This is a genomic window from Streptomyces sp. NPDC016677 (genome assembly GCF_055562815.1).
In genome coordinates, this window is record NZ_JBVHEO010000009.1 from 65,857 (window position 1) to 87,120 (window position 21,264).

The 21,264-nt window shown below is 73.4% G+C and carries 19 protein-coding genes; 6 read left to right on the forward strand and 13 right to left on the reverse strand.

Going from position 1 to position 21,264, the window contains the following annotated elements:
- Together ACZ3IG_RS23440 and ACZ3IG_RS23445 are read left to right on the forward strand one after the other, a co-directional pair.
- Complete coding sequence (locus tag ACZ3IG_RS23440) at positions 1-864, forward strand: carbohydrate ABC transporter permease (RefSeq protein ID WP_467434457.1); 864 nt, start codon at positions 1-3, stop codon at positions 862-864.
- A 197-nt stretch (positions 865-1,061) separates the two neighbouring features.
- Positions 1,062-1,808 carry a phosphotransferase family protein gene (locus tag ACZ3IG_RS23445; RefSeq protein ID WP_467434458.1) on the forward strand — a complete coding sequence of 249 codons (747 nt, stop codon included), beginning with the start codon at positions 1,062-1,064 and terminating at the stop codon, positions 1,806-1,808.
- Positions 1,809-1,955: 147 nt separating this feature from the next.
- Here ACZ3IG_RS23445 and ACZ3IG_RS23450 read toward each other — a convergent pair whose 3' ends face one another.
- Together ACZ3IG_RS23450 and ACZ3IG_RS23455 are read right to left on the reverse strand one after the other, a co-directional pair.
- Positions 1,956-3,350: a uracil-xanthine permease family protein gene (locus tag ACZ3IG_RS23450; RefSeq protein WP_467434459.1), complete on the reverse strand. Its 1,395-nt coding sequence runs from the start codon at positions 3,348-3,350 to the stop codon at positions 1,956-1,958.
- Positions 3,351-3,526: 176 nt separating this feature from the next.
- Positions 3,527-4,684, reverse strand: a complete 1,158-nt coding sequence (locus tag ACZ3IG_RS23455) for a glycoside hydrolase family 6 protein (RefSeq protein WP_467434659.1) — start codon at positions 4,682-4,684, stop codon at positions 3,527-3,529.
- 174 nt (positions 4,685-4,858) lie between these two features.
- On the opposite strand from ACZ3IG_RS23455, the gene ACZ3IG_RS23460 reads away from it, so the two are divergent.
- Positions 4,859-5,554 (forward strand): DUF5995 family protein, encoded by a 696-nt coding sequence (locus ACZ3IG_RS23460; protein ID WP_467434460.1) that lies wholly within the window; start codon positions 4,859-4,861, stop codon positions 5,552-5,554.
- A gap of 248 nt (positions 5,555-5,802) precedes the next feature.
- Here ACZ3IG_RS23460 and ACZ3IG_RS23465 read toward each other — a convergent pair whose 3' ends face one another.
- The 6 genes from ACZ3IG_RS23465 to ACZ3IG_RS23490 all read right to left on the reverse strand — a co-directional run bounded on the left by ACZ3IG_RS23465 (position 5,803) and on the right by ACZ3IG_RS23490 (position 11,497).
- Positions 5,803-7,500 carry a flavin monoamine oxidase family protein gene (locus ACZ3IG_RS23465; RefSeq protein ID WP_467434461.1) on the reverse strand — a complete coding sequence of 566 codons (1,698 nt, stop codon included), beginning with the start codon at positions 7,498-7,500 and terminating at the stop codon, positions 5,803-5,805.
- Positions 7,501-7,542: 42 nt separating this feature from the next.
- On the reverse strand, positions 7,543-8,331 hold the full coding sequence (locus ACZ3IG_RS23470; protein ID WP_467434462.1) for a carbon-nitrogen hydrolase family protein: 789 nt from the start codon (positions 8,329-8,331) through the stop codon (positions 7,543-7,545).
- 59 nt (positions 8,332-8,390) lie between these two features.
- Positions 8,391-9,704, reverse strand: coding sequence for an MFS transporter (locus ACZ3IG_RS23475; RefSeq protein WP_467434463.1), 1,314 nt, complete (start codon positions 9,702-9,704; stop codon positions 8,391-8,393).
- A gap of 242 nt (positions 9,705-9,946) precedes the next feature.
- A complete protein-coding gene (locus ACZ3IG_RS23480; protein WP_467434464.1) occupies positions 9,947-10,792 on the reverse strand; it encodes a rod shape-determining protein in 846 nt (281 codons plus the stop codon).
- Positions 10,789-11,103, reverse strand: coding sequence for a TraR/DksA family transcriptional regulator (locus tag ACZ3IG_RS23485; RefSeq protein WP_467434465.1), 315 nt, complete (start codon positions 11,101-11,103; stop codon positions 10,789-10,791). The genes ACZ3IG_RS23480 and ACZ3IG_RS23485 overlap by 4 nt, the downstream gene beginning before the upstream one ends.
- Positions 11,104-11,167: 64 nt before the next feature.
- Positions 11,168-11,497 carry a TraR/DksA family transcriptional regulator gene (locus tag ACZ3IG_RS23490; protein ID WP_467434466.1) on the reverse strand — a complete coding sequence of 110 codons (330 nt, stop codon included), beginning with the start codon at positions 11,495-11,497 and terminating at the stop codon, positions 11,168-11,170.
- A gap of 295 nt (positions 11,498-11,792) precedes the next feature.
- Between ACZ3IG_RS23490 and ACZ3IG_RS23495 the strand changes: the two genes are divergently transcribed.
- The 3 genes from ACZ3IG_RS23495 to secD all read left to right on the forward strand — a co-directional run bounded on the left by ACZ3IG_RS23495 (position 11,793) and on the right by secD (position 16,523).
- A complete protein-coding gene (locus tag ACZ3IG_RS23495; RefSeq protein ID WP_467434660.1) occupies positions 11,793-12,797 on the forward strand; it encodes a sensor histidine kinase in 1,005 nt (334 codons plus the stop codon).
- 2 nt (positions 12,798-12,799) lie between these two features.
- Entirely contained in the window at positions 12,800-13,510 is a 711-nt protein-coding gene (locus ACZ3IG_RS23500) for a response regulator (protein ID WP_467434468.1), read from the forward strand.
- Between the two features lie 751 nt (positions 13,511-14,261).
- Positions 14,262-16,523: a protein translocase subunit SecD gene (gene secD / locus ACZ3IG_RS23505; protein WP_467434469.1), complete on the forward strand. Its 2,262-nt coding sequence runs from the start codon at positions 14,262-14,264 to the stop codon at positions 16,521-16,523.
- On the opposite strand, the gene ACZ3IG_RS23510 is transcribed toward secD, so the two are convergent.
- The 5 genes from ACZ3IG_RS23510 to rpe form a co-directional block, all read right to left on the reverse strand.
- Complete coding sequence (locus ACZ3IG_RS23510) at positions 16,512-16,964, reverse strand: Lrp/AsnC family transcriptional regulator (RefSeq protein WP_467434470.1); 453 nt, start codon at positions 16,962-16,964, stop codon at positions 16,512-16,514. The genes secD and ACZ3IG_RS23510 overlap by 12 nt on opposite strands.
- A gap of 20 nt (positions 16,965-16,984) precedes the next feature.
- Positions 16,985-18,427, reverse strand: a complete 1,443-nt coding sequence (locus ACZ3IG_RS23515) for a GuaB1 family IMP dehydrogenase-related protein (protein ID WP_467434661.1) — start codon at positions 18,425-18,427, stop codon at positions 16,985-16,987.
- A 232-nt stretch (positions 18,428-18,659) separates the two neighbouring features.
- Positions 18,660-19,016 (reverse strand): barstar family protein, encoded by a 357-nt coding sequence (locus ACZ3IG_RS23520; protein WP_467434472.1) that lies wholly within the window; start codon positions 19,014-19,016, stop codon positions 18,660-18,662.
- A gap of 28 nt (positions 19,017-19,044) precedes the next feature.
- On the reverse strand, positions 19,045-20,088 hold the full coding sequence (locus tag ACZ3IG_RS23525) for a sugar-binding transcriptional regulator (protein ID WP_215167954.1): 1,044 nt from the start codon (positions 20,086-20,088) through the stop codon (positions 19,045-19,047).
- Between the two features lie 145 nt (positions 20,089-20,233).
- The gene (gene rpe / locus ACZ3IG_RS23530; RefSeq protein WP_467434474.1) at positions 20,234-20,920 is read right to left on the reverse strand and encodes a ribulose-phosphate 3-epimerase; all 687 of its coding nucleotides are present in this window, start codon (positions 20,918-20,920) and stop codon (positions 20,234-20,236) included.
- Between the last annotated feature and the right edge of the window lie 344 nt (positions 20,921-21,264).

Below are 21,264 nucleotides of genomic sequence, written 5' to 3' on the forward strand. Positions count from 1 at the left end.
ATGACCCTCACCGCCCCCGCCCAGGACCGCCCCCGCCGGCGCCTTCGCGTCGGCACCGCGCTCACCTATCTGTCGCTGATCGTCGCCTCCCTGGTGGTCCTGGTCCCGCTCCTGGTGGTGTTCCTGACCTCGCTGAAGTCCTACGGTGAGATCTCGGACGGAGGGGGCGCGCTGTCCCTGCCGGACGACTGGCTGAACTTCTCGAACTACGCCACGGCCTTCACCGACGGCGACCTGCTGACGGCCTTCGGCAACACCGCGTTCATCCTGCTGTTCTCCCTCACCGGCACCGTGATCATCGGCTCGATGACGGCGTACGCCATCGACCGCTTCGACTTCCGCTTCAAGGCCCTGGTCATGGCGCTGTTCCTGATCGCGACCCTGGTTCCCGGCGTGACCACCCAGGTCGCCACCTTCCAGGTCGTCAACAGCTTCGGCCTGTTCGACACCCGCTGGGCCCCGATCCTGCTCTACATGGGCACCGACATCGTGTCCGTCTACATCTTCCTGCAGTTCATCCGCGGGATCCCGAAGTCCCTCGACGAAGCGGCGCGGATCGAGGGCGCGAACTCCTTCACCATCTACCGGGAGATCATCTTTCCCCTGCTCAAGCCGGCGATCGCCACGGTGGTCATCATCAAGGGCATCACCACGTACAACGACTTCTACATCCCGTTCCTCTACATGCCCTCGGAGGAACTCGGAACCACGTCGACGGCCCTGTTCCGCTTCAAGGGGCCGTTCGGGGCGCACTGGGAGAACATCTCCGCCGGAGCCGTCCTGGTGATCCTGCCGACCCTGGTGATCTTCCTGTTCCTCCAACGCTACATCTACAACGGGTTCGCCCAGGGAGCCACGAAATAGCGGGTCCCCGGCGGTCGGCGGGCGTCTCCGGCTGGCGTGCGGTCCCGTCCGCCGTCCGCCGTCTCCGATGACGCCATGAGGTGTGCGGTGCGGATTCCCCGCGTTCGGCCGGTCGTCCATCCTGGCTGCCCGTGGGGAGCCCGGGTCGGCGCACTCGCCGGTGACGTCGGCGGTCTCCCCCGGGATACTGGTCGCCCATGGATGAGGTCGAAGTCGTCGTCGCCCATTCCGAGCGCGCGACCCTGCGGGTCGGCGACGTGTTCCTGAAGGTGGACGCCGATCAGACGCGCATCGACGTCGAGGTCGAGGCGATGTCCCTCGCGCCGGTCCCCACCCCCAGGGTCCTGTGGCGCAAGCCGCCCGTGCTCGCGGTCGCCGCGCTCCCGGGGACGACGCTCGGACGCCTCGGCGGGCCGTCGACCGGGGCGCCGGCGGCGTGGGCCGCGGCGGGCGCCGCCATCCGCGAGCTGCACGGTGCGCCGCTGCCGCCCTGGCCGGGCAGGGCCGGCCGGAGCGTCGTCGCGCTGGCGGCGGAACTCGACGACGCCTGCGAGTCGCTCGTGACGGACGGCCTCCTGCCCGCCGGCCTGGTCGCCCGCAACCGCCAGGTCGCCGAGGCCGCGCTGAGGCCGTGGACCCCGGCGTTCACACACGGCGACCTGCAGATCGCGCACGTCTTCGTCGACGGCGACAAGGTCACGGGCATCATCGACTGGTCCGAGGCGGGCCAGGGCGATGCCCTGTACGACCTCGCCACCTTCACGCTCGGGCACGAGGAGCACCTCGACGACGTCCTCACCGGCTACGGCACCGGCGTCGACCTCGACGTGATCCACGCGTGGTGGTCGTTGCGCAGCCTGCTGGCGGTCCGCTGGCTGATCGAGCACGGCTTCGACCCGTTCGCTCCGGGCTGCGAGGTCGACGTGCTGAGAGCCCGGATGTGAGGCTGCGCAGGCCCTACCGCTACGCATGCATGCGGCCTGCGGCCTGCGGCGCCTCCCGTGGATCACAAAGGTCCGTGGCGGTTCCCGCGCAGCCGCGTGCTCCGGCGGGACCGGCGCGTCACGAGACGCCCGGCGCGGTCCGTCCCGTCAGTTCGCCTTCCCGCTACCCTGTCCCGAGTCGTCGTAGCTCGTCGTCCCCGCGTCCAGGAGCCCGCCCTGCGAGGTGCCCGCGGCCTTCGAGAGCCAGCGCAGCGCGTGGTAGCCGGTCAGCACCACGAGGGTGCCGAGGGCGATGCCGTTGAGTTCGAAGTTGTCGGTGATCTCCAGCGTCACGCCGCCGATACCGACGATGACACCGGCGGCGGCCGGGATCAGGTTGAGCGGCTGACTGAAGTCGACCTTGTTGCGCACCCAGATCTGCGCGCCGAGCAGGCCGATCATGCCGTAGAGGATGACGGTGATGCCGCCCAGCACTCCGCCCGGGATCGCGGCGACGAACGCGCCGAACTTCGGGCACAGGCCGAAGAACAGGGCGACGATCGCGGCGCACATGTAGGCGGCGGTCGAGTACACGCGAGTGGCGGCCATGACACCGATGTTCTCGGCGTACGTGGTGGTGGCCGGGCCACCGGCGACCGTGGAGACCATGGTGGCCGCGCCGTCCGCCGCGATGGCGGTGCCGAGCTTGTCGTCGAGGGGGTCGCCGGTCATCTCGCCGACCGCCTTGACGTGACCCGCGTTCTCGGCGACCAGGGCGATCAGCACCGGGAGGGCCACGACGATGGCCGAGGCGCTGAACGAGGGCGCGTGCGTGTCGGGGAAGCCGACCCAGGCGGCCTCCTTGACCGCGGTCAGGTCCAGCCGCCAGTGGTCCACGACCTTGCCGCTGCCGTCGATGGAGTGGATCTTGCCCAGGGAGAGGTCGAGGATCCAGGAGAGCAGGTAGCCGAAGACCAGGCCGAGGAAGATCGCGATGCGGGACCAGAAGCCGCGCAGGACGACCAGGGCGAGGCCCGTGAAGAGCATCGTGGCGAGCGCCGTCCACTGGTCCTGCGGCCAGTAGCTGGAGGCGGCCACCGGGGCCAGATTGAAGCCGATCAGCATGACGACGGCGCCCGTCACCGCAGGCGGCAGCACCGCGTGGATGACCTTGGCGCCCAGGCGCTGGACCACGAGACCGACCACGGCCAGGGCAAGCCCCACGACGAACAGGGCGCCGGTGAGCTCCGCCGGCCCGCCGCCCTGGCTGCCGATGACGGCGGCGACGCCGACGAAGGAGAGCGACGAGCCCAGGTAGCTGGGGACTCGCCCGCGCGTGAGGACGAGGAACAGCAGCGTGGCGACGCCCGAGGCCATCAGGCCGAGGCTCGGGTCGAGGCCCATGAGCACCGGGGCGACGAAACACGCACCGATCATCGAGACGACGTGCTGCGCGCCCAACCCGATCGTCCGGGTCCAGGTCAGCCGCTCGTTCGGCCGGACGACCTCACCTGGTCCCAGAGTCCTGCCGTCTCCATGCAGCTTCCATCCGAAACCGGACATTCGTTACTCTCCGTTCTGTACTTACCGAACGGAAAAGTACAAGATGAGCGGTCAGTCGTTCACATCGACCCGAGGACGCAGGGCGCCCGGGTCTGCCCGCGTGGCCTGGCCCTCTCGTCGGAGGGCCCTTGGTCCACGCCTCGAAGATGGTACGTGGGGTATCGCCGAGACACGGCTCAGCGGCCGGGACCGCGCGCCAGGTCGTAGGCGTAGGAAGGGCTGAACGTGCCGGGGCTGCCCTTGCAGCCGTCCGACTCGCCCGGCAGCTTGACCCACAGGTAGGCGTCGATCCGGTCCTCGCCGGTGGTCAGCGTCGGGGCGCGGCCGATCCGGCGTCCGGCCGGGTCGCACCAGGCTCCGTCGGGCGGGGCGCCGTTGCCGTTGCGGCTGGTGTCGACGACGGCGCCCAGGTGCGCCGGTCCGCCGAGGGCGTCCAGCACCGCCCGGTCGTAGGCGGTCTCGTCGGCGGTGGTGTGGAAGTTGGAGACGTTGCTGAAGACGCCGTCGGAGGAGGCGGCCGAGGCGGCGCCCGCCTGCCTGAGCCAGCCGGCCTGCTTGCCGGGCGCGTGCCAGCCGGAGTGACCGGCGTCGTAGTAGACCCGGGTCCGGGGGCCGGCCTCCTTGAGGACGCGGCCGGCGCGGGCGAGGGAGGCGAAGCGGTCGGCGCGCCCGGCGGCGGACAGGCAGCCGGCCTGGGCGACCGAGTCGGGCTCCAGGATCACGATGACCTCCTCCGGGCCCAGCCCGGCGGCGAAGCGGTCGATCCAGTCGTCGTAGGCCGCGAGGTCGGGTGCCCCGCCCTCGGAGTGGCCGCCGCAGTCGCGGTCGGGGACCGCGTACGGCACGAGGACCGGGACCCGGCCCTGGGCCGCGCCGCCCGAGGTGACGGCGCGGACCCGGGCGGTGATGGTGTCCGGCGTGAAGTCGGCGAACCAGACGGCGGCGGGCCGGTCGGCGATCCGGTCGGCGATGACCGCGTGCCGCGGGTCGTCGGGGTGGGCGGTCACCCAGTCGAGCACCTGGGAGCCGGGGTGGCGGTAGAGCCGGGCGGACGGGGCGGCCGTACCCGGTTCCCCGGTGGCCTTGGTCGGCGTGGGCGTGGGCGCCGGGCTCGTCCGCGGCGCGGACGACGCGGACGACGCGGACGCGGTGCGCGAGACCGGCGGTGAGGGCGAGGGCGACGGCGGGACGTGCTCGTGGACGGGCCGGAACGACCGCGTCACCGACGGCCGGGCCTCGTCCGCACGGCCGCCGCCGGCGTCGTCCTCCTCCAGCGCGGACAGCGTCCCGGCGACCGCGCCGGTCACGGTCACGACGGCGGCCACGGCGACCATGAGGCCACGGCGGACGGCACGCCGGCGCGCGGCCCGGCGCGCGGCCAGCCGCCTGGTACGAAGGCCGGACACGATACGGTTCCCCTCCCCCACGCGGCGGGCGCGTTACCCCGTTCCGGGGAAGCGACGGGCCCGCCGTTCCTTCCGTCCCCCTGAAGCTGCGACTCTGCCCCCATGGCGCACTGTCGACACGTCTCCGCGGCCATCGACTCGATGGACACCGTCCTCGCCCGGATGCGCGCTCTTGACGCGACGCTGCCGGCCCGGGACGGGGTGGCGGTGTTCAACCGGGTCTATCTGACCGTGACCGAGGCCGTCGACAGGGACATCGACACCGGCCGGTTCCCGGACGCCCGGACCGCGAGCACGCTGGACGTACGGTTCGCCGAGCGTTACCTCGGCGCCGTCGACGCGGTGGACGACGGGCGCCGGCCGCCCGCCTGCTGGCGGCCCCTGTTCCAGTTCCGCCGTCATCCCCAGGTACGTCCGCCGCAGTTCGCGCTCGCGGGCATCAACGCGCACATCGGGCACGACCTGGCGCTCGCCGTCCTGGACACCTGTCGTACGCTCGACTGCGAACCCGGGGACCTGGAGGATGAGTTCGACCGGGTGGGCGAGATCCTCGTGTCGCTGGAGGAGCGCGTCCGCGAAGAACTGATGCCGGGCCCCGACCTCCTCCGGATCGCCGACCCGCTGACCCATCTGCTCAACTCCTGGTGCCTGGAGCGCGCCCGCGACGGCGCCTGGGTCGCCGCCCGCACCCTGTGGGCGATGCGCCGGCTGCCCGGCATGGCCGGGGAGATCACCGAACGGCTGGACGAGGCGGTCGGCTTCGCGGGCCGCATGCTGCTCACCCCGCTGCCGGGCTGACGACCGTCCCCGTCCTGGTGGGACCTGGGGCCCGTCGTTCGGATCAGCCGGCGGACGCGGGGCCTGGCACGCGCATCTGCGGCGTTGTCGTCGGTCCTCGGCTCCCCCACGCTCGGCTGCGCTCGCGGGGGGGGGGGACCCCATCGCGTCGGCTCCCTCCTCCGCCTTGCGGCTGCACGCACCAGGCCCCGCTCACCGGTATGAGAGGTCGCCGCCGAGGCCCTGCGGCCTGATCCGGACGACGGGTTCTAGTCCTCCGGCAGCTCCACGGGGGCGATGGCGTCGTAGACGTCACCGGGCCCGGGGTTGCCGGGGTCGGTCGTCCCGCCGAAGTGGCGCATGACGCCCCAGACCGCGTTCAGCGCGGTCTGGACGGCGCCCTCGGCCCACCCCGCCGTCCAGGAGATGTCGTCGCCGGCGAGGAAGACGCCCCGCTTGTCGGCGGGGAGCCGGTCCTGCATGAAGTGCGTGAACAGGCGCCGCTGGTAGCGGTAGTGGCCGGGCAGGTTGGCCTTGAAGGCGCCCATGAAGCAGGGCTCGTTCTCCCAGGAGACGGTCACCGGGTTGCCGATGACGTGCTTCCTGATGTCGACCTTCGGGTAGATCTCGCCGAGCGATTTCAGCATGACCTCCATCCGCTCCCGCGCGGACAGCGGCAGCCACTTCAGGCTGTCGTCGCACCAGGTGTACGAGAGGCAGATGACGGCGGGCCTGTCGGGTCCGTCGTCGAGGAGGTACGTGCCGCGCGTCATGCGGTCGGTGAGCGTCATCGACATGACGTCCCGGCCGGTCTCCTCGTCCTTGTCGAGCCAGAACGGCCGGTCGACGGGCACGAACAGCTTGCTGGACTCCATGTAGTGGGTGCGCTCGATGGCGGTCCAGTGGTCGATGGGGAAGAGCGCGTCGTCGCAGGCGATCTTCGACAGCAGCATCCAGGACTGGGCGGTGAAGACGGCCGCCCGGTAGGTGCGGATGTCGCCGGCGGCGTCGGTGACGGTGACGCGGTCGCCCGCGGTGCGGTCGAGGCGGGTCACGGCGGGGCGGGGCGAGCCGTCGGCGTGCAGGGACCGCAGCGAGGTGCCGTACGGCCAGTGGACGATCTTCTCCGGCGCGCGCTCCCACAGCCGCAGCGGCAGTTGCTGCGAGCCGCCGACGATGCCGCGGTGGTGGTCGTCGGCCTCGGTGTAGACGACGCGGAGGATCTCCAGGATGGAGTTGGGGAAGTCGGTGTCCCAGCCGCCGGTGCCGAAGCCGACCTGGCCGAAGATCTCACGGTGCCGGAAGGACCGGAACGCCTCGGAGTCGCAGAGGAAGCCGTAGAAGGTCTGGTTGTCGAGCTTCTCGACCAGCCGTGACCAGATCTCCCGGATGCGCGGCACGTCCCGCTCGCGCAGGGCGCGGTTCATGGCGGAGAAGTCGGCGCCCTCTTCGAGGCAGCGGGCCCAGGCGTCGGCGACGTCCCGGTAGACCTGGGGCAGGTCGGCGAGGGTCTGGGCGTAGTGGGTCTCGCCCTTGAGGTCGACGACGGTGGAGGGCGTGGTCTCGGCGAGCGGGTTGGGGAAGGGCCGGGTCTCCAGGCCCACCAGGTCGATGTAGTGGTTCAGGGCGGTGGAGGAGGGCGGGAAGCGCATGGCGCCCATCTCGGCCCTCAGTTCCGGGTCGCAGCCGTCGAAGCCGACGGTGCGCAGGCGCCCGCCGATCCGGTCGGCCTCGTACACGACCGGCTTGAGGCCCATCTTCATCAGCTCGTACGCCGTGATGACGCCGGACAGCCCGCCGCCGATGACGGCGACCTCGGTGCCGTGCTCGGTCGCGGGTATCTGGCCGAGCCCGGCCGGGTGGGCGAGGAAGTCGTCGTAGGCGTACGGGAAGTCCGGGCCGAACATGGTGATCGGCGGCTGCTGCCCGTCGGTGTGCTCGACGGCGTTGGGCACCGTGGACGTCATGAGGTGCGGACTCCTTGCGCGGATGTGCCGAGTACCCGGGTGTCAGGCGAGGGAGCCGTACAGGCCGGGGCGGCGGTCGGTCAGGTACGGGTTGGCCGCGCGGGAGGCGGCGAGGAGGGCCGGGTCCGCGTCGGCGAGGACCAGTTCCTCGGCACGGCCGGCGCGGGCCCGGGCGATGCCGTCCGGGCCCGCGAGGACGGACAGACCGACGAAGTCGAACTCGCCCTCGGCTCCGACCCGGTTGACGTACGCGACGTACATCTGGTTCTCGAAGGCGCGCACCGGGACCACCGACTCGGCGACGAACTGGAAGGGGTGCATCTGCGCGGTCGGCACCAGGAGCAGGTCGGTGCCGGCCAGGGCGTGGGCGCGGACGTTCTCCGGGAACTCGACGTCGTAGCAGATCATCAGGCCGACGGTCAGACCGCCCAGTTCGGCCTGGACGACGGGCCGGTCGCCGGGGGTGAAGTGGTCGCGCTCGTGGCGGCCGAAGAGGTGCGTCTTGCGGTAGCCGGCGAGCCGGGTGCCGTCGGCGGAGATCAGCTGGGCGGAGTTGAAGACGCGGTCGCCGTCCCGTTCGGGGTAGCCGTAGGCGACGGCGAGGCCGTGCCGGGTGGCCGTCTCCGCGATCGCGTCGGCCGCGTCGCCGTCGGCGGGCTCGGCGAGCCGGGCCACGTCGTCGCCGATGGCGTACCCGGTCAGGAACAGCTCCGGCGCCACCAGCAGCCCGGCGCCCGCGGCGGCTGCCCGGCCCGCGGCCTCGTCGAGGACCTTGAGGTTCTCGGCGACGGAGCCGGGGCGGCCGGAGCTCTGGAGCAGGGCGGTGCGCATGGGTGTTCCTCACCGGGGACGGAGGGGTGACGGAGGGGGAGGCGGGAGCCAGGAAGACGCTACGGTCGCCGCTCCCGCCGGGACAAGGAGCGGGCGTTGCGCGCGGGTGGGCGGTTCGTTGCGTCGTAGGGGCGGTCGACGGTGATTCGTTGCGCGCCTCCTTCCCGGGACGGCTGTCGCTTCCGCCGGACCGTGGCCGCCAGCACCGCCGCCGTCAGCAGGTACGGCACCGCCGCCCAGGCGAAGGCGCCGCCGTTGCCGGCCGCCGACGCGGTGGCCGCGTAGGCGCCGTACACCGCGACGGTGCCCAGCTCCGTGCCGAGCCCCGCGACCGAGGTCAGGGTCGCCCGACCGGTCGCGTCGATACGGCGCTGGAGGCGGGCGTCGGCGAGCACGGTGGCCAGTTGCAAGCCGCCGAAGGCCAGGCCGATCAGGGCGGTCCCGGCCGGGCCGCCGGTCAGCGCGCCCACGGCCAGCGCGCCGGCGGCGCCGGTGAGCAGCGTGGCGAGCCCGGTGGTGCCGAGGCGGCGTTCAGCGACGCCCGCCAGCAGGCCGCCGGCCGTGGCGCCGGACCAGACGACCAGCAGCAGCCAGGGGACGGCCGCCTCGGCCACGCCGGTGTCGCGGACCAGCAGCGGCGTGTACTCGTCCAGCGCTCCCCACACCGCGGTGACGGCCGGGACCAGCAGCAGCGCGCCGCGCACGGACCGGTCGGCGCGGGCCCCGGCGAGCCCGGCGCGCAGGGTCGCCGTCCAGCCCGCGTCCGTGTCCCGGGCGGACGGTTCGTGGTGTTCGGGGAGCCGGGCCGCCGTGGCCGAGGCCAGCAGACAGGCGAGGACGCTTGCCGCGCCGACGGCCTGGTACCCGCCCCAGGCGAAGACCGGCCCGGCGAGGGCCATCGAGGCGGCGGTGGCCGCCGGGCCCACCGCGTGGACCCGGCCCATGACCCGGGCGTAACGGTCGGCCGCGCCGAGCCGCTCCAGTTCGTCGTGGGCCAGCGCCTCCAGGGCACCGGAGCCGAGCGCTCCCCCGGCGCCCCACAGCACGAAGCCGAGCGCGAAGGCCGGGTACGCGGGCGCGAGCACCCACAGGGCGAAGCCGGCGGCCGTGAGCAGCGGGCCGAGCCACAGCAGCCGGCGCCGCGAGACGGCGTCCGCCCAGGCGCCGGAGGGCACCTCCAGGGCCACGCCGGTGACCGACCACAGGACGAAGAGGGAGGAGATCTGCCCGAGGGAGAGTCCGGCGTCGCTGAAGAGCAGCGCGTACACCGGGTACAGAAGGACGAAGTCGTCGCAGAACGCGTAGGCGCAGAGGATGGTCGAAAGGCGCCGCACACCGCCGGGGGCGGGCACGGGCGCGGCTGGAGGTGTCATGGGGCCTTCCCGGGGAGCCGCTTCGGACGTCGGAGGTGCGGCGTCCTGGGCGGTCCGCGGGAGGCGCGGCCGGTGGATCAATGTCGGCGGGTCATGACAACGAGGGTAGTCGCCCGCCCCGCGGTACGGACACCCCTGGCACGGGCGCTCCCGGCACGGGCGCCCCAGCACGGACAGCGGCGGTCGCGGGGGCGGGGCCGGGGCTCGGCGGGGCGGCGGGGGGGCGGGGCGGGACCACGGACTCAGCCGGGAAGCGGGCCGAAGCCAGGGGGTGGCGTGCCGCCCGCCGACGGGTGGCCGTGCGCGGCCCGCAGGATCCTGGCGGCGCCGCGGACTGCGCCGGTGTGCGGCGCGGGGACCACCCGCAGGGGTGCCCTCAGACGGTCGATGAGCCGACGGGTCAGGTCGGGGCGCAGGGCGCCGCCGCCGGCCAGGAGGGCGCCGCGGCTCAGGGCGTCGGCGGTGAGGAACGTACGGTCCTGCCGGAGCATCGAGGTGACCATGGTCGCGACGGCCTCGCCGATCTCCGCCGAGGCGTCCGTGTCCGCGTCGGCGTCGGCCAGGTCGACGGTGCCCAGGGCGGTGCGGCGGGCGTCGAGGACGGCACCGTCGGAGAGGAGGACGACCTCGGTGAGGTGGGCGCCGATGTCCACCACGAGCAACGGGCGGGCGAGGTCGGCCTCCGCGGCCAGGGCGATGGCGCGGGCGGAGGGGACGGTCAGCACCGCACGCGGGCGCAGCACCCGCACGGCGGCGCGGGCGCGCTCCCGGTAGACGGGGCCGTCCAGCACGGGCGTGGTGACCACCACCAGGGGACGGGTGAGCCGGGGCAGCCGGTGGCCGAGCAGCCGGTCGAGCATGCGGGCCGTCCCGGGGACGTCGATGATCGCGCCGCGCTGGACCGGGTGGTGGGCCCCGGCGCCGGGGAAGGTGACGGTGGGCACGTCGAGGATCGCGCCGCGGCCGGAGATCCAGGCGCGGGTGCGGACGCTGCCCAGGTCGAGGGCGAGGCCGCAGCACCGCCGGCACAGCGGCCAGGGCCGGTGCCGGGCCCCGGGGTCGGTGCGGGGGCGGCGGGCGACGGTCATCGCCCGGGCTCCCGTACGTGCTGGCACCGCGCGCAGTAGCGGGCCTGCGGCACGACCATCAGGCGGTCCCGGTCCACGGGCCGCCGGCACAGGTGGCAGATGCCGTAGCGGCCCTCGGCGATGCGCTGGAGCGCCGCCCGGACGTCGGCGAGGACCATGCGGGCGGAGGCGGAGGGCGGGACGGGGGCCTGGCCCGGCGCCGCGGGGCGCCGGGCCAGGTCCAGTTGTTCGCACAGGTTCCGCCGCAGCGCGGCGAGGTCCTCCGGCGACAGGTGCACGGCACCGTCGCCGATGGTCTGGTGGTTCACCACTTCACCCCTTCGTCCCTCCCCGCCTTCGTGCGAGGCGGGAGCGGGAGAGGAAGACGGACCGGGTTCACGCGCCGGCACGGCTCTGGCAGCCGACGCAGTACCGGGTGTAGGGCAGGATCTCCAGACGCTCCACGGGAACCGGCTTGGAGCAGCCCAGGCAGGTGCCGTAGGAACCGTCGTCGACACGGGCGAACGCCTCGTCGATCTCCTTCAGGACCTTGCCGATCGCCTCGGCCTGCGTGGCGAGCAGGTGGTCCGCCGCGGTGCGCCCGCTCTCGTCGAGGGCCCGGAGCTGGGCCACCCGGCTGGTGCGGGCGTGTTCGAGGCGTCGGCGCGCGTCGTCGGCGGTCAGCCGTCCGGCGCGGGGGTCGGTCCGGGAGGTATCGGGAGGCACGGGAAGGGTCCTTTCCAAGGGGCGCCGGGTACGGCTGCGGCCGCCCGGTCGCCTGCGGCTCTGCTCCTCCTCGACTCTGCTCGTCCACGCGGAGGAAACCCATCGGGCGCGGTCCCCATTCGCCCCGGAGCGCGGTAACCATGTGGCGCCGGCGGATGGGTGCCCGTGGCCTCGGATATGGGGGTCAGGACCCATCGACCGCGCGCAGGAAGCAAGGCAGAGTGAGCCGGAATCGATCGTGATCGCAGGCTGTGGCGCCCACCTGGGGGCGGCACGGAACGAGGAGTACTTCCCGGTGTCGCTGTTCTGGCGGATCTTCGGGCTCAACGCCCTGGTGCTGGGCACCGCGACGGCACTGCTGCTGTGGGCGCCGGTGACGGTCTCGGTGCCGGTGCTGCTGACCGAGGCGGTCATCCTGGTGGGCGGTCTCGCCGTCATGCTGGTCGCCAACGCCGCCCTGCTGCGCTGGGGACTGGCCCCGCTGGGCCGGCTGACGAAGCTGATGGCCACCGTGGATCTGCTCCGCCCCGGGCAGCGGCTGCCCGTACCCGGCGGGGGCGGCGGCCCTGGTGGTGGTCGCGGGGGCGGCGGCCCCGGTGGTGGTCGCGGGGGCGAGGTGACCGAGCTGATCCGCACGTTCAACGCGATGCTCGACCGCCTGGAGCACGAGCGGGCCACCTCCAGCGCGCGGGTGCTGCTCGCCCAGGAGGCGGAGCGCCGCCGTATCGCCCAGGAACTGCACGACGAGGTCGGGCAGAGCATGACCGCGATCCTGCTGGTGCTGGGGCGTGCCGCGGACGACGCCGACGGGCCGTTGCGCGAGGAGCTGCGGCAGGCCCAGGAGATCACCCGCGACAGCCTGGACGAGGTCCGCCGTCTGGTACGCCGCCTGCGCCCGGGTGTGCTGGAGGACCTGGGGCTGGTCAGCGCGCTGACCTCGCTCACGGAGGACTTCGCCGTCCACACCGGGTTGTACGTGGCACGCCGCTTCGACACCGACCTGCCCGCCCTCGACCCGGAGACCGAGCTGGTGCTGTACCGGGTGGCGCAGGAGAGCCTGACCAACGCGGCCCGGCACGCCGACGCGCGGCGCGTCGAGGTGGGCCTGCGCCGCGCCGGCCGGGCGGTGGTGCTGGAGATCGCCGACGACGGGCGCGGCATCGAGGCCGCCCGCGAGGGCGCCGGCATCCGCGGCATGCGCGAACGGGCCCTGCTCGCCGGGGCCACCCTGAACCTGACCTCCACGCCCGGTTCCGGCACCCGGATCCGTCTCATCACCCCCGTCCCCAGGAAGTCCTGACCATGTCCGATCCGGCCCAGCCCCCTGAACCCACCCCGGCCCCGGCGCCGTTCGCGGCCCCGGCGACGCCGATCCGCATCCTGCTCGCCGACGACCACGCCCTCGTACGCCGCGGTGTACGCCTGATCCTGGAACGGGAAGCGGACCTACGGGTCGTCGCCGAGGCCGGGGACGGCGCCGAGGCCGTCGAGGCGGCCCGGGGCACGGACGTCGACCTGGCCGTCCTGGACATCGCCATGCCCCGGCTGACGGGCCTTCAGGCCACCCGGGAACTGGCCGCGCTCAAGCCTGGCCTGCGCATCCTGATGCTCACCATGCACGACAACGAGCAGTATCTGTTCCAGGCGCTGAAGGCCGGTGCCTGCGGATACGTGCTGAAGTCCGTCGCCGACCGCGACCTGGTAGCCGCCTGCCGGGCCGCGATGCGCAACGAGCCGTTCCTCTACCCGGGGGCGGTCACCGCCCTGATCCGCAACTACCTGGACCGGGTCCGGCACGGCGAGGAGAACCCCGACCAGCTCCTCACCCCGCGCGAGGAGGAGGTCCTCAAACTGGTCGCCGAGGGCCACTCCTCGAAGGACATCGCCGAGATCCTGTTCATCAGCGTCAAGACGGTGCACCGTCACCGGGCCAATCTGCTGCACAAGCTCGGCCTGCGCGACCGCCTGGAGCTGACCCGGTACGCCATCCGCGCCGGGCTCATCGAGCCCTGACGCCCACCCGGCATCCCGTGTCCGACCACCCCGGAAAGGGACGGCGCGTGCGCCCGACGCCCGACGCCGTCCCGACCGCCGCGCGCCGGCTCGCGGCGACGTTTCCCGCGCTCCTCGTACTCCCGGCGCTCCTCGCGCTCTTCGCCGTCCTGGTGACACCGGCGGCCCCCGCGTACGCCGCCCCGGGCACCGGCGCGCTGCCCGGCCCGGCCGCGACGGCCGAACGTACGGACACCGGCCCTGGCCGGCCCCCGAACAGCGCCGCCCCACCTGAAGCACCTGCCGCACCCGACGCACCCGACGCACCCGACACATCGGACACGCCAGACACACCGGATACGCCAGACACACCGGATACGCCCGACGCACCCGACGCACCCGACGCACCCGACGCACCCGACGCACCCGACGCCGAGCGTGCCGACAGCTCCCCCCGCGCCGACGACCCCTGTGCCGCCGGCAGCGTGCCCCAGCTCAGGACCCGGCACCCCCACCCGGCCGAGCGCCCGTCCCCGCCCGACCACCACACCGCCGGCCCCCACGGCACCGTCGCCCCGGCCGCCGCGCGCCCGCACGTTCCGGCACCCTCAGCGTGTCCTCCCCTCTCCCCCGGCCGCCCGGCCCACGACCGTGGCAGGGCCCCTCCCACCGCTTCCGGCACCTGACACCTCACCGCCCCACACCCTTCCTTCTTCCGTCGCGGTCGCGGTCGCGCTCGCGACCGCGACGGCATGCCTGCCGGAGGCCCGCGTTGAAACGCCGGAACAATGCATCACGCCGAAAAACAAACACCCGCACCCGCGCACTGCTCGCCCTGGCCGTGATCGCCGTATCCCTGGCCGTCGCCCTGACCGCACCGGTCCGCCTGGGTCTCGACCTGCGCGGCGGCACCCAGATCGTGCTGGAGACCCGCCCCGCCCCCGCCACCGACGCCGGCCCCGAGGCCACCGACCGCACCCTGGAGGTGCTGCGCGGCCGGATCGACGCGCTCGGCGTCGCCGAACCCACCCTCGTCCGCTCCGGCGACAACCGCATCCTCGTCGAACTGCCCGGCGTACAGGACCCGGAGAAGGCCGCCGACGTACTGGGCCGCACCGCACAGCTCACCGTCCATCCCGTCCTCGGCGAAGCCGACACCTCAGGAGCCTCAGAGACCCCACGCACCCTCCCCGACGAGTCCGGGCACCCCCTGCGCCTCGCCGCCGCCGCTCTGACCGGGGAGGACGTCAAGGGCGCCGACGCCCGGTTCGACCAGCGGAGCGGTGCCGGCTGGCACGTCACCGTCGACTTCTCCGACACCGGCCGCGACCGCTGGACCCGCCTCACCGCCGAGGCCGCCTGCCACCCGGCGGGCGCCGCCGAACGCCGGGTCGCCATCGTCCTCGACGACACGGTCATCTCCTCGCCCCAGGTCGACCCCGGCGTGACCTGCGGGACCGGCATCCCGGGCGGCTCCACCCAGATCACCGGCTCCTTCGACGACGCCGAGGCCCGCGAACTGTCCCTGCTCATCTCCGGCGGCGCCCTCCCCGTACCGGTGGAGACGATCGAGCAGCGCACCGTCGGCGCCACCCTCGGCGACGAGGCCCTCACCGCCGCGGCCCGGGCCGCCGTCATCGGCACCGCCCTGACCGCGCTGTTCGTGATCGCCGTCTACCGGCTCCTGGGCCTGCTCGCGATCGTGGCCCTGGCCTGCTACGGCCTGATCTCCTACGCCGCGCTGGCCGCGCTCGGCGCGACCCTGACCCTGCCCGGACTCGCCGGGTTCGTCCTCGCCATCGGCATGGCCGTGGACGCCAACGTCCTGGTCTTCGAACGCGCCCGCGAAGCCCACGCCGCCGCCGGACGCCCGAGTACCCGCTCGGCGCTCAGGGCCGGGTTCCGCGGGGCGCTGAGCGCCATCGCCGACTCCAACGTCACCACGCTGATCGCCGCTGCCCTGCTGTTCCTCTTCGCCTCCGGCCCGGTGCGCGGCTTCGGCGTCACCCTCGGCATCGGCGTGCTCGCCTCCATGATCAGCGCCCTGCTGATCACCCGGGTGCTCGCGGAGTACGCGGTGGGCCGCCCCGCCGTCCGCCGCCGCCCCCGTATCACCGGGATCGCGAGCACCGGCTGGGTCCGCGACCGGCTGCTGCGCCGCGACCCGCGGCTGATGCGGCATCCGCGCCGCTGGCTGGCCGCCTCCGCCGCCGTTGTGGTGCTCAGCGCCTCGGGCATCCTGGTCCGCGGCCTCGACCTGGGCATCGAGTTCACCGGCGGCCGGCTCGTCGAGTACTCCACCGGCTCCCCCGTCGACCCCGACCGGGCCCGTACCGCCCTCGCCGACGCCGGCTTCCCCCGTACGCTCGTCCAGTCCTCAGGCGACCGTCGGCTCACGGTCCGCGCCGAGCAGCTGAGCGCCGCCGAGAAGGCCACCCTCACCGAGACCGTCGGGCGGCTCGGCGGCACGGCGGAGAAGGTCCGCGACGAGCGGATCGGTCCCAGCCTGGGCGACGAACTGCGCCGCAACGCCCTGATCGCGCTCGGCCTCGCACTCGGCGCCCAACTGCTGTATCTCACGGTCCGGTTCCGCCGACGGTTCGCCCTCGCGGCCGTCGGCGCGCTCGCCCACGACGTGCTGATCCTGGCCGGTGTGTTCGCCTGGCTCGGCAAACCGGTCGACGGGGTCTTCCTGGCCGCCCTGCTCACGGTCGTCGGCTACTCCGTGAACGACTCCGTCGTCCTCTTCGACCGCGTCCGCGAACTTCTCGCCCGCGACCGCACCACCCCGCTGCCGCTGCTGACGAACCGGGCGATCCTGCAGACCCTGCCCCGCACCGTCAACACCGGCACGGGCGCGGCCCTCGTCATCACCGCCCTCGCCGTCCTCGCCGACGGCGCCCTCACCGACTTCGCCCTCGCCCTGCTCATCGGGCTGGCGGTGGGCACCTGGTCGTCCGTCTTCACGGCGGCCCCGCTCACCCTCGTGACGAGGCTGCGCCACGGCGCCCCGAACGGCGGCTCAGGCCGGTGAGCCCGACGAGTAGCGCCGCAGCAGCGGCGACAGCACCAGGACCGACTTGGTGCGCTCCACGAAGGGCTCACCGGCGATCCGTTCCAGCACCCGTTCGAAGTGCCGCATGTCGGAGGCGAACACCTGCGCGACCGCGTCCGCGTCCCCGGTGACCGTGGACGCGGCGACGACCTCCTGGTAGCGCTCCAGACCTCGCCGGATGGTCTCCGGCGAGGTGTTGCGGCGGCAGTAAATCTCGACGAAGCCCTCGGTCTCCCAGCCGAGGGCGGCGGGATCGACCCGGACGGTGAACCCGGTGATGGCGCCGGTGGCGCGCAGCCGGTCCACGCGCCGCTTCACGGCGGGCGCGGACAGCCCGACCGACTGCCCGATGTCCGCGTAGGAGCGGCGGGCGTCCTCGGCGAGGGCGCGCACGATGCGTTCGTCGAGATCGTTCAGCACTGGACCGCGTACCCGCCCGCTCAGCTCCAACTGGCGTGCAGCGGCTTGCCCTCGGCGTAGCCGGCCGCGCTCTGGACGCCGACGACGGCTCGCTCCGCGAACTCCTCCAGGGAGCCGGCACCGGCGTAGGTGCACGAGGAGCGGACGCCCGCGATGATCGAGTCGATGAGGTCCTCGACTCCGGGGCGGGCGGGGTCGAGGAACATCCGGGAGGTCGAGATGCCCTCCTCGAACAGCCCCTTGCGGGCCCGGTCGTACGCCGACTCCTCCGAGGTGCGGTTGCGCACCGCGCGGGCGGAGGCCATGCCGAAGGACTCCTTGTAGGCCCGGCCGTCCGCGTCGTGCTGGAGGTCGCCCGGGGACTCGTAGGTGCCCGCGAACCAGGAGCCGATCATCACGTTGGACGCGCCGGCGGCGAGCGCCATCGCCACGTCGCGGGGGTGCCGGACACCGCCGTCGGCCCACACGTGCTTGCCGTACTTCTTCGCCTCGGCGGCGCACTCCAGGACCGCGGAGAACTGCGGGCGGCCGACGCCGGTCATCATGCGCGTGGTGCACATGGCGCCGGGGCCGACACCGACCTTGATGATGTCCGCGCCGGCCTCGATCAGGTCGCGCACGCCCTCGGCGGAGACGATGTTGCCCGCGACGATCGGCACCTTCGGGTCCAGGTCGCGGACCAGCTTGACGGCGCTGATCATCGACTCCTGGTGGCCGTGGGCGGTGTCGATGACGAGGGTGTCCACCCCCGCGTCGAGGAGCTGCTGGGCCTTGCCCGCCACGTCGCCGTTGATGCCGACGGCGGCGGCGACGCGCAGCTTGCCGTCCGCGTCGAGGGCCGGGGTGTAGAGCGTGGCGCGCAGGGCGCCCTTGCGGGTGAGGATGCCGGCCAGCCTGCCGTCCGCGCCGACGGCGGGGGCGAAGCGCCGGTTGGCGGCGTCGAGGGTGTTGAACGCCTCGCGCGGGTCCATGGCCGCGTCCAGCAGCAGCAGGTCCTTGGACATGACCTCTTCGAGCTGGGTGAAGCGGTCCACCCCGCTCAGGTCGCTGTCGGTGACCACGCCGACCGGCCTGCCGTCCTCGTCGACGACGACCCCGGCGTTGTGCGCCCGCTTGGGCAGCAGGGAGAGCGCGTCGGCGACCGTCTGGTGCGGGGCCAGCACGATCGGGGTGTCCAGGACGTGGTGCCGGCTCTTGACCCAGGTGACGACGTCGGTGACGACCTCGATCGGGATGTCCTGCGGGATGACGACGAGGCCGCCGCGCCGGGCCACCGTCTCGGCCATGCGGCGCCCCGCGATGGCGGTCATGTTGGCGACGACCAGCGGGATGGTGGTGCCCGTGCCGTCCGGGGAGCGGAGGTCCACGCCCTGCCGCGAGCCGACGGCCGAGCGGCTCGGCACCATGAAGACGTCGTCGTACGTCAGGTCGTACGAGGGCTGGATGTCGTTGAGGAAACGCACGTGCTGCACATCCCAGTCGATCAGAGGTGGCCCCCGGACAGGTCAGCCAGGGGGAAAGAGCACGTACTTCATTGTCCCACGACGAACGCGCGTCCCACCCCGGGCAGAACGTCCAGGCTGTCCGGAGGACCGTTGGGAGGAACCTCCGAAACCCGGGGAGCCTCCGGGAGCCACAGGCCCTCAGGAAGCCACAGGCCCTCAGGAAGCCGCGGGCCTCAGGAAGCCGCGGGCCTCAGGAAGCCGCAGGCCCTCCGGGCCCCAGGGTGACGAAGAGGCCGGGGCCGCGGTCGGTGGCCTCGGCGAACACCTCCTCGGCGATCTGCCACTCCTCGGGCCGCGCCTCGGCGTACTCCCGCCAGTTCTCCACGACGAGGAGCAGCCCCCGCTCCCCCGCGCCTCCGGGCCAGACGGAGGGGTCGGCCAGGGAGTCGGCGAGGGCGTCCCAGTTGCGGCCGAACCACTCGGGCAGGCCGAGCGACCGGGCGCAGCGCTCCATCAGTCCCGCCTTGTCGGTGACCCCGGCCAGGTCCAGCGTGACCACGATCCGGCCCGCCGGGTCCCGCGTCGCCCCGCCGCCGCCCTCCGTCATGCGCACTCCCTCGGTCTCTGATGCTTCGTCACATGCCGTCCGGGTCAGCCCGGTTGAGCGCGGCCTTGGGTGCCGGGCCCGCCGCCATCAGGTAGTCCGCGGCGGAGGTGTCCGTCACCAGGCTGGTGACCAGGCCCGAGCGCAGTACCGCGTCGATGGCCGCCGCCTTGCGCTGCCCGCCGGCGATCGCCACCACCTCGGGGATACGGCGGAGCTGGTCGGCCTTGACCGTGATGCACCGCTCCCCCAGGTCCCGGCCGACCCGGCGCCCCTCGGCGTCGAAGAGGTGCGCGGACATCTCGGCGGCGACGCCGAGCGAGGCGTAGTGGCCGCGCTCCTCGTCGCTGAGCATGTCGTGCACCGTGGAGATGCCGGGCTCCCAGGAGCCGATGGAGACACAGGCGACGGTGACCTTGTCGAAGTACTCGAAGGCCCGCGCGATGCCGGTCTGGTGGCGCAGCGCCTCGGCGGTCGCCGCGTCCGGCAGCAGCATCGGCGCGTAGATGGGGTGGGCGTCGCCGCCGGAGACCTGGGCGGCGCGGCGCACGGCCTCCACGGAGCCGCGCTCGGCGGTCCCGGCGTCGTACACGCCGGTCAGCTGCACCACCGTGCACGGCGGCAGCCGGTCCAGCGCCGCCGCCATGTGGATGGTGGAACGCCCCCAGGCCAGGCCCAGTACGTCGCCCTCGTCGACCAGCTCGCCGAGCAGGTCGGCGGCGACCTCCCCCAGGTTCTCGGGGTCGGGGGTCTCCTCGGCGTCCGCCGGGGACTCCACGACGACCGCGTTGCGCAGGCCGTAGCGGGCGCGGAGCGCGTCGGAGCGCTCGGCGTCCAGCTCGGCCGGCACCCGGATCTCGATGCGTACGAGGTCCCGTTCGAGGGCGGTCTCCAGGACCCGGGCCACCTTGAAGCGGCTGACGCCGAACTCCTCCGCGATCTGGATCTTGGACTTGCCCTCAAGGTAGAAACGGCGGGCCATGGCCGCCGCCTGGACCAGCTCAGCGGGTCCCATCCGCATGGCTGCGCGGCCCGCCGACATACCCGACACGGCGCTCTCCTCACTGCTGTTCACACTCTGGATTCGCCGTTCATCCTCGCAGATACGGCGCACTCGATCAGCCCTGACGGGAGCCGTTCACGTTCTCGTTCTTCAGTAGTCGTCGTCAGCGGTCACCGGTCGTCGTCCGCCGTCACTCTTGGTCGCTCTCCGGCGTTTCTCAGTGAGCGCACGCCCAGGACGCGGCGGCGGTCGCCGACTGCGCCTGCTCGCGCAGGGCACGCACCGCCTCGGCCGGGTCCGACGCACCGTACACGGCCGAGCCCGCGACGAAGACGTCGGCGCCCGCCTCCGCGCACCGCTCGATGGTCGAGGCGGAGACCCCGCCGTCCACCTGCAGCCACAGCTCCAGTCCGTGCTTGGCGATCAGCTCGCGGGTCCGCCGGATCTTCGGCAGCATGATGTCGAGGAACGCCTGTCCCCCGAACCCCGGCTCCACCGTCATGATCAGCAGCATGTCCAGCTCGGGAAGCAGATCCTCGTACGGCTCGACGGGCGTCGCCGGCTTGAGCGCCATGGAGGCGCGGGCGCCCTTGGCCCGGATCTCGCGGGCGAGGCGCACCGGGGCGGCGGCGGCCTCGGCGTGGAAGGTGACGGAACCGGCCCCCGCCTCGACGTACTGGGGCGCCCACCGGTCGGGCGCCTCGATCATCAGGTGGCAGTCCAGCGGGGTGTCCGTCGCGCGGGCCAGGGACTCCACGACCGGCACGCCGAGCGTGAGGTTGGGGACGAAATGGTTGTCCATGACGTCGACGTGGAGCCAGTCGGCTCCCTGCACCGCCTTCGCCTCGTCCGCGAGGCGGGAGAAGTCGGCGGACAAGATGCTGGGGTTGATCTGCACGGCCATGGTCCAAGCCTGCCATGCCCGGCCCCGCCGGGTCTCTCCGGTACGGACCTGACCCCCTCCCGGCGCTCTGCGCGTGCGCGGCGGGCGCCATACACGGGACACGGGACACGGGGCATCAGGCAGCAGCCGGTGTCCGGGACGGCGGGGCCTCCGGGACGGTCCTCGGCGGCCGAAGCCGTCACACCGTCAGGCCCTCGGGCCGGTCCCGGGGCTGGTCGACGCGACCAGCCCCGCCCGTACGACCGACGTACGGCAAACGCGCGACGGACGCACGACGGACGCACGACGGACGCACGACGCAGATGTCCGGGAGGACACCGAGGCCGGCCCCGCCGTCCGCCCGG